The sequence below is a fragment of the Streptomyces bobili genome (assembly GCF_002154575.1).
GTDB lineage: Bacteria > Actinomycetota > Actinomycetes > Streptomycetales > Streptomycetaceae > Streptomyces > Streptomyces bobili.
The window spans coordinates 1-7499 of record NZ_MUBA01000116.1 but is presented as its reverse complement, the minus strand read 5'-3'; the positions used below and the strand labels follow the sequence as shown (position 1 = coordinate 7499).

Here is a 7499-nt window from a genome sequence, read left to right as displayed (position 1 = left end):
TACGTCAGCGTGACCACGCTGGGTGAGGCCGAGGGGCTCGGCCGGTCGGCGTCGCGCGCGGTGGTGTCGCGGGCGTCACGGGCGGCCTTGTCTGCCGTGGACCGCGACTGGACGGAGTCGTCGTCGCGCGCGTCGGTGACCTGGCCGGCGACGACCACGGCGAGCACGGTGGTGACGGCCGCGGCGGCGATGCCGGTGAACGCCCGGCCCTTGCCACCCCTGGCCGCCGGCTCACCGGTGGGCGGCTCTGCTCCGGACCCGCCGGCCCCGCCGCCCGCGGGAGCCGGACGGGGGCTCCTGTCCCAGTCGGTGACGGAGACGTAGGCGTCGGTGGGGCGCGGGGTGACGTAGGCGTCGGTGGCGAGCGCGGTGGCCGCGGCGGCTGTTACGGGCACGCGGCGCGCGAAGACGTCGTCGTCGTCCTGGGTGAAGGCGTCGAGGTAGTCCTGGCGCGGACCTCCCGCCGCATCCGTCCGCCGCTGCCGGACCCCGGCCGCGGACTCGGGTCGCTGTCGCGGGATCAGCGGACCGGAACCGCTGGCCGTACGGCCCGTCAACCCGCCCCAGGCTCCCCCGGCCTCACGCTGCTCGGGGTGCCCGCCGCGAACCTGCGCGGTGCCGTGCGGCGGGGTGCCGTCCGGGAGTCGCGGCATGCCGTGGGCCGGAGTGCCGTCCGGGAACCGGGGCACGCCGCGAGCAGGGGTCCCGCCGGGAGACCCCGATGTCGGTGAGGGACCGTCGGCGGGCCGGGCCGCGCCCTGGGGACGGCCGCTCGGCGCCTCATCCGGCGCGGCTTTCCGGGGGGCACCGCCGGTGCCCTGCTGTGGCGTGCTCTTGGGCGCGGGCCCGCGTCGACTGTGACGTCCCACGCCCCCTCAGCTCCCTGAACCCGCGGATCCACCGGCCCGCTCGGAGAACGCCCCGGAGCCCGACCCGGTTCCCGATCCTGAGTCCGGCCCCGCATCCGGGCCCACGTCGGGCCCCGCATCCGGCCCCGACCGGGTGTCCGTATCCGACCTCGGCCCGATATCCGTATCCGGCCGAACCCCGGTCCGCTTAGTGTGCGTTGCCCCGGTGCCGGCCTCCGGCCGCGCGCCCGTGTCCGGCTCGGCCTCCGACTCGGGGCGCGGTCCCCGCTCGCCCCGCTCGGCCGTCTCCTCCAGCAGCTCCCGGAAAGTCGTGGCGACCGTCTCCGGGTACTCCATCATCGCCACGTGCCCCGCGTTCGGCAGGGTGAGCAGGCGGGAGTCACGGAAGGTGCGGGCGGCCCGCTGGGCCATGCGGAAGCCGACGAGCTGGTCGCGGCCTCCATAGACGAGGAGGGTCGGGGCGAGGACGCGTTCGGCCTGGCGCCACAGGCCGTGCTGACCGCCCAGCGTGTAGGCGTTGACCAGCCCGCGCGCGGAACGCGTCATCGCGTCCCAGAAGTACGGCAGCCGCAGCCGCCGCTCGAGTTCCTCCACGGCGTACCCGAACGCCTCCGGGGTGACCCGGCCGGGGTCGCCGTAACACAGGGCCATGACGCCGCGGACCCGCTGCTCGGCCGTCCACTCCCGGGTGAACCGGGTGAACAGCGCGGCCACGCCGGGCATGCCGAGCAGTCCCGTGGGCACCGCCGTGCGCTGGACCCGCAGCTCCGGCAGAGCCGGCGAGACGAGGGTGAGCGTCCGCACGAGGTCCGGGCGGACCGCCGCGACGCGCGTGGACACCGCGCCGCCGAGTGAGTTGCCGAAGAGGTGGACGGGTCCGCGGCCAGACGCGTCGAGGTGGCGGATGACCGCACGCGCGTGTGCCGTGATGGAGTAATTGCCGTCGTCCGGTGGCGGCGAGTCCCCGAATCCGGGCAGGTCGACGGCCTCGCTCTCGACGACGCCGTCGAGCTGTGCCATCAGCGCGGACCAGTTCTGCGAGGAACCGCCGAGGCCGTGGACGTACAGCGCGGGCTGCAGTCCCGCGCGCGTGGCGGGCCTGGAGCGGACCGTCAGGGTGACGCCGGGCAGGCGGACCGACCGCAGTCTCTCGCCCTCGGCGACCCGGACCGACGCGGCCTTCGGCAGCACGCTGGTGGGCGGCACGGACGGCAGCTCTGTCGAAGACATGCCGCAATGTTACGAGACGATCACGCGGGGACCCGTGTGTTCGCCGTCACAAGAGGTCGACCGCGCGTCGCGCAGATGGCTGCGCGATTCCTGGGCACATCGCATAGCGTCCGAAAAGGGTGTCTCCTAGGCTCGTACAGAGGGCACCCGCGTGTGGCCCCTGCATCTTCAGGGACGTTCGTTGGAAGGGAGCCCACCATGGCCATCGATCCGACCGATCCGGAGACGTTCACGGACGAGGAGGACGGCGCCGCGGAGATCGGCGTCGAAGCGCCGGAGAACGACGCCGCCGAGCAGCAGGCCGACGTCGCACCGGAGAGTGACGACCCGCTGGAGGGCGTCGACCCCAGCCGGGCCAACGAGGCCGACCTCGCCGAACAGGCGCGCGTCATCAGGCACGACGAGGACGACTACCGCTGAGGAGACCGAGGAGCACCGCCGCGGAAGGTGAGGAAAGCGCCGGCGATCGCCGCGCACCGAGCTGGAGTGGAGCGCGATTTTGCCCATAACGCCCCGGTTTGAAACCTTACCTACGGCTTTTACCATCGTCCGGTCCGTGAAATTCTGCGTTCGCACCGCGCACACCACGGTTACCGAAAAGTACGATGGCGGCGCGGCGGCACACCGCAAGAGCGACGACATTGGGAGGCGGCGTGACAGCCATCGAGCAGACCGAGGCGGCGCGCCCGCGAGGCACCCGCCTGCCGCGCCGTGCCCGACGGAACCAACTGCTGGGCGCCGCCCAGGAAGTCTTCGTCGCACAGGGCTACCACGCAGCCGCGATGGACGACATCGCCGAACGCGCCGGCGTCAGCAAGCCGGTGCTCTACCAGCACTTCCCGGGCAAACTCGACCTCTACCTGGCCCTGCTGGACCAGCACTGCGAGTCGCTCATCCAGGCCGTGCGCAGCGCGCTCGCGTCCACGACCGACAACAAGCAGCGCGTCCGCGCGACGATGGACGCGTACTTCGCCTACGTCGAGGACGACGGCGGCGCCTTCCGCCTGGTCTTCGAGTCGGACCTGACGAACGAGCCCGCCGTGCGCGAGCGCGTCGACAAGGTCACCAACGAGTGCGCCGAGGCGATCCGCGACGTCATCGCCGAGGACACGGGTCTCTCGCGCGCGGAGTCGATGCTGCTGGCCTCGGGGCTCGGCGGCCTCGCGCAGGTGGTGGCCCGTTCCTGGCTGCACAGCGACCGCAGCGTCCCGCGCGACGAGGCGGTGCAGTTGCTGGCCTCACTGGCCTGGCGGGGCATCGCCGGTTTCCCGCTGCACGGGACCGAGCAGCACTGAGCAGCGCCACCCGGCCGTTTGTTCCCGCTCGCTGTTCGCTCCTGGCGTGGACGGCCGCGCCGTGTACGTCCCCTCACCGGGCTAATGTGTGCAGCGTACGGCGCGGAAGCCCGCGCACCTCGTGACCGTCGGAGGGACTTAGCCGTGGAGGTCAAGATCGGCGTGCAGCACGCGCCCCGCGAGATCGTTCTGGAGAGCGGTCAGACTCCGGAGGAGGTCGAGCGCGTGGTGGCCGACGCACTGGCCGGTAAGTCGCAGCTGCTCAGCCTCACGGACCAGCACGGCCGCAAGGTCCTGGTTCCGGCCGACCGCCTGGCCTACGTGGAGCTGGGCGAGCCGGCCCCGCGCAAGGTGGGCTTCGGCGCGCTGTAGGCGACGCTCGACGGAAGGGGCCCGGCGGCCGTTCGGCCGCCGGGCCCCTTCCGCGTTCCTTCCGCGCCTCTCCGCTCCCCCACCGTGCCCCTCTACCGCGCCCTCCACAGAAGGCGCACAACCGGGCCACAGGGAAGGGTTGCATTCCGCAGGTCACGGGTATGACGGGCTACGACCCTGGTGCATGGCCCGGCCGCCTGGAAGGACCACGGATGATCTTGGAAGCGCTCGGCTCCGCTGTGCTCGGCCTCGTGCTCGCGTGGGCGGCGCTCCACCGCCTGTCCCACCGGCTCCCGGCCCGGCCCCTGGTGCTCATGACGGGCGTCGCCGGAGCCCTGCTCGGTGACTTCGTCACCCACAGTGCCCTGGGCACCGGCTCCGCGATCGGCAGTCTTCTCGGCGCGCTGATCGTCTGCACCGCTTCCCTCTCCCTGCTCCTGCGCCCGGCGACAAGACTCCGCCGCCGATCAGCGACGGCGTAAACGGCCTGGGCGAACCGGCAGGGGGCCGCTGAAGTCCGGCGCCGACGGGCTCAGCGGCGCGCGCCCAGCCCCAACCGGCCCGCAGCCGCAAACCCCGAAGCCCCGCGCAGCCCCCGAAGTCCCCCGGAGCCCACGCAGGGACTACGCGGCCAAGCCCAGCGCAGCCATCCGCTTGGTGTGCGCCTCGGTGATCCGCGAGAACATCCGGCCCACCTCCGCGAGGTCGAACCCGTCCGCGACCCCGCCCACGAGCATCGTCGACAGTGCGTCACGGTCGGCCACCACCCGCTGCGACTGCGACAGGGCCTCGCCCATCAGCCGCCGCGCCCACAGGGCGAGCCGCCCGCCCACGCGCGGGTCCGCGTCGATCGCCGCGCGCACCCGGTCCACGGCGAAACCGGCGTGACCGGTGTCGTCGAGCACGGCCACCACCAGGGCCCGGGTGTCGGTGTCCAGGCGGGCCGCGACCTCGCGGTAGAAGTCACTGGCGATCGAGTCGCCGACGTAGGCCTTGACGAGGCCCTCCAGCCAGTCCGACGGGGCGGTCTGCTTGTGGAAGCCGTCGAGCGCGGCGACGAACGGCTGCATCGCGCGCGTGGGCTCCTCGCCGACCTCCGTGAGCCGGTCGCGAAGCCGCTCGAAGTGGTGGAACTCGGCGGACGCCATCTTCGCCAGCTCCGCCTTGTCCTCCAGCGTGGGCGCCAGTTTGGCGTCCTCGGCAAGCCGCTCGAACGCCGCGAGTTCGCCGTACGCGAGCGCGCCGAGCAGGTCCACGACGGCGGCCCGGTACTGGGGATCGGCGGACGCCTTCGCCCAGTCCTGGGCGGCGATACCGGTGGCGGCGTTCTCAGGCTTGTCAGAGCTCGTCATGCAGCGCACAATAGCCCGCTCGTCGTGGGACGGAAGTCCCTGGTCAATCAGTGTGACAACGACGACGCGAAGGACCATGTCCGACGGTGTGACAACCACAACGTGACCGAATCGGCCATCGCATGTGCGCGAATCCGGGGTATGGTGGTAATGCGCCTGCCGAGTATTCGACGGGCTGCACGTATGAGGATGCCCGGTCGGTGGCCCGATCGGCTCCGACCCGACAGCCCTCCCTGGCCGTACGGCACATTGCGTACGACGACCGGAGGGATCCCCTCAGCGGTACGAACGCTAGAGCGTCGGCAGAGGTCCCGTGTCTTGCCGGTTTCGCCCCAAGGGCGGCCGACGTCCCCGACATGGTCCGCCACGACCCCCGCGCTCGCCTCGCACCGCGCACACAGAAGAGGCAGCACCCTGACTACCACGTTCCGAGAGCTCGGGATCCTTCCCGAGACCGCCGAAGCCCTCGAAGCCGTCGGCATCATCACCCCCTTCCCGATCCAGGAGATGACGCTCCCGGTCGCCCTGACGGGCACCGACGTCATCGGACAGGCGAAGACCGGCACCGGCAAGACGCTCGGCTTCGGCCTTCCGCTCCTCGAGCGCGTCACCGTCCCCGCCGACGTCGAGGCCGGCCGCGCCAAGCCCGAGGACCTGACCGACGCCCCGCAGGCGCTCGTCGTCGTCCCGACCCGCGAGCTGTGCACGCAGGTCACGAACGACCTGCTGACCGCGGGCAAGGTCCGCAATGTGCGCGTCCTCGCGATCTACGGCGGCCGGGCCTACGAGCCGCAGGTCGAGGCCCTCAAGAAGGGCGTCGACGTCGTCGTCGGCACCCCCGGCCGACTGCTGGACCTCGCCGGCCAGAAGAAGCTCGACCTGAAGCACATCCGCTCGCTGGTCCTCGACGAGGCCGACGAGATGCTCGACCTGGGCTTCCTGCCCGACGTCGAGAAGATCATCAACATGCTTCCGGTGAAGCGTCAGACCATGCTGTTCTCGGCGACCATGCCGGGTGCGGTCATCGGTCTCGCGCGCCGCTACATGTCGCAGCCGACGCACATCAACGCCACGTCGCCGGACGACGCGGGCGCGACCGTCGCGAACACCAGGCAGCACGTGTACCGCGCACACAACATGGACAAGCCCGAGATGGTCGCGCGCATCCTCCAGGCCGAGGGCCGCGGCCTGGTCATGGTGTTCTGCCGTACCAAGCGCACGGCGGCCGACCTGGCCGACCAGCTCCAGCAGCGCGGCTTCGCCTCCGGCGCGGTCCACGGCGACCTCGGCCAGGGCGCCCGCGAGCAGGCGCTGCGCGCCTTCCGCAACGGCAAGGTCGACGTCCTGGTCTGCACCGACGTGGCCGCCCGCGGCATCGACGTCGAGGGCGTGACCCACGTCATCAACTACCAGTCCCCCGAGGACGAGAAGACGTACCTGCACCGCATCGGCCGCACCGGCCGCGCGGGCGCCAAGGGCATCGCCGTCACGCTCGTCGACTGGGACGACATCCCGCGCTGGCAGCTCATCAACAAGGCGCTGGACCTGAAGTTCCCGGACCCGCCGGAGACGTACTCCACTTCCCCGCACTTCTTCGAGGAACTCGACATCCCCGCGGGCACCAAGGGTGTTCTGCCGCGTTCGGAGCGCACGCGTGCCGGACTCGCCGCGGAGGAGATGGAGGACCTCGGCGAGCCGGGCGGCCGCGGTGGACGCGGCCGTAACGACCGCAACGACCGGAGTGGGCGCGACGACCGGGGTGACCGCCGTGGTGGTGGTGCCCGGGACGAGTCCCGCTCCGCCGAGCGCGAGCGCCCCGCCCGTACGCCTCGCCGTCGCCGCCGTACCCGCAACGGCGAGGTCCTCGACGCGTCGGCCCCCGTGGGGACCGTCGCACCCGAGCAGGCACCCGCCGCGGAGGACGCGACCTCGCCGCGCACGCCGCGACGCCGGCGCCGTGGGCGTACCACCGGGGCGCAGGAGGTCGCCACGGCGGCGTCCGTGACCTCGGTCAGCGCCCCCGAGACCGCTGAGGCGGTCGTGGAGGCCGTGGCGACCCCGGCCCTCGACGTCACCGCCCCGGAGGACGCCAAGCCGCGCCGCCGCCGCACCCGCAGGCCCGCGGACGCGCCGGTGACCGTGCCGGAGACGGCGGCCGAGACCACTGCCCAGGTTCCGGCCCAGGCGCCGGTGGAGGCCGCCAAGGCCGAAGCCGCCGTGGACGCGGTGGAGGCGACCGAGACCAGGCCACGCCGCCGTACCCGCAAGGCGACGGTCCCGGCCGAGGCCGCGGTCGACACCGCGGAGAACACCGCGGTGGCCGCCGAGCCCGCGCCGCGTCGTACGCGCAAGACGGCGGCTCCGGCCGCCGAGGCCGCCGT

General features: G+C 72.6%; 7 protein-coding genes and 1 pseudogene. 5 read left to right on the top strand and 3 right to left on the bottom strand.

The genetic code is table 11. The features are described 5' to 3' along the window. Together BZL64_RS10425 and BZL64_RS10420 are read right to left on the bottom strand one after the other, a co-directional pair. Positions 1–689: pseudogene (locus BZL64_RS10425) on the bottom strand (DUF3152 domain-containing protein); the annotation flags it as partial. Between the two features lie 186 nt (positions 690–875). Further along, a complete protein-coding gene (locus BZL64_RS10420; protein WP_244205284.1) occupies positions 876–2099 on the bottom strand; it encodes an alpha/beta fold hydrolase in 1224 nt (407 codons plus the stop codon). Positions 2100–2297: 198 nt separating this feature from the next. On the opposite strand from BZL64_RS10420, the gene BZL64_RS10415 reads away from it, so the two are divergent. The 4 genes from BZL64_RS10415 (at position 2298) to BZL64_RS10400 (ending at position 4248) form a co-directional block, all read left to right on the top strand. Then, the gene (locus BZL64_RS10415; protein ID WP_086768340.1) at positions 2298–2519 is read left to right on the top strand and encodes a hypothetical protein; all 222 of its coding nucleotides are present in this window, start codon (positions 2298–2300) and stop codon (positions 2517–2519) included. 233 nt (positions 2520–2752) lie between these two features. Beyond that, on the top strand, positions 2753–3394 hold the full coding sequence (locus BZL64_RS10410; protein ID WP_073493073.1) for a TetR/AcrR family transcriptional regulator: 642 nt from the start codon (positions 2753–2755) through the stop codon (positions 3392–3394). Positions 3395–3538: 144 nt separating this feature from the next. Beyond that, positions 3539–3766 (top strand): DUF3107 domain-containing protein, encoded by a 228-nt coding sequence (locus BZL64_RS10405; protein WP_073493074.1) that lies wholly within the window; start codon positions 3539–3541, stop codon positions 3764–3766. A gap of 212 nt (positions 3767–3978) precedes the next feature. After that, on the top strand, positions 3979–4248 hold the full coding sequence (locus tag BZL64_RS10400) for a hypothetical protein (RefSeq protein ID WP_086768336.1): 270 nt from the start codon (positions 3979–3981) through the stop codon (positions 4246–4248). A 141-nt stretch (positions 4249–4389) separates the two neighbouring features. Here the strand turns inward: BZL64_RS10400 and BZL64_RS10395 are convergent, their stop codons facing one another. Then, the gene (locus BZL64_RS10395; RefSeq protein ID WP_190047055.1) at positions 4390–5118 is read right to left on the bottom strand and encodes a ferritin-like fold-containing protein; all 729 of its coding nucleotides are present in this window, start codon (positions 5116–5118) and stop codon (positions 4390–4392) included. 507 nt (positions 5119–5625) lie between these two features. On the opposite strand from BZL64_RS10395, the gene BZL64_RS10390 reads away from it, so the two are divergent. Next, positions 5626–7499 (top strand): DEAD/DEAH box helicase (locus BZL64_RS10390; protein WP_341868792.1); only part of this gene is annotated, 1874 nt, incomplete at its 3' end.

What these genes read in the sequence shown, in the direction of transcription:
- BZL64_RS10420 (WP_244205284.1), bottom strand. Translation starts at nt 2,099, where the DNA reads ATGTCTTCGACAGAGCTGCCGTCCGTGCCGCCCACCAGCGTGCTGCCG.
- BZL64_RS10415 (WP_086768340.1), top strand. Translation starts at nt 2,298, where the DNA reads ATGGCCATCGATCCGACCGATCCGGAGACGTTCACGGACGAGGAGGAC.
- BZL64_RS10400 (WP_086768336.1), top strand. Translation starts at nt 3,979, where the DNA reads ATGATCTTGGAAGCGCTCGGCTCCGCTGTGCTCGGCCTCGTGCTCGCG.
- BZL64_RS10395 (WP_190047055.1), bottom strand. Translation starts at nt 5,118, where the DNA reads ATGACGAGCTCTGACAAGCCTGAGAACGCCGCCACCGGTATCGCCGCC.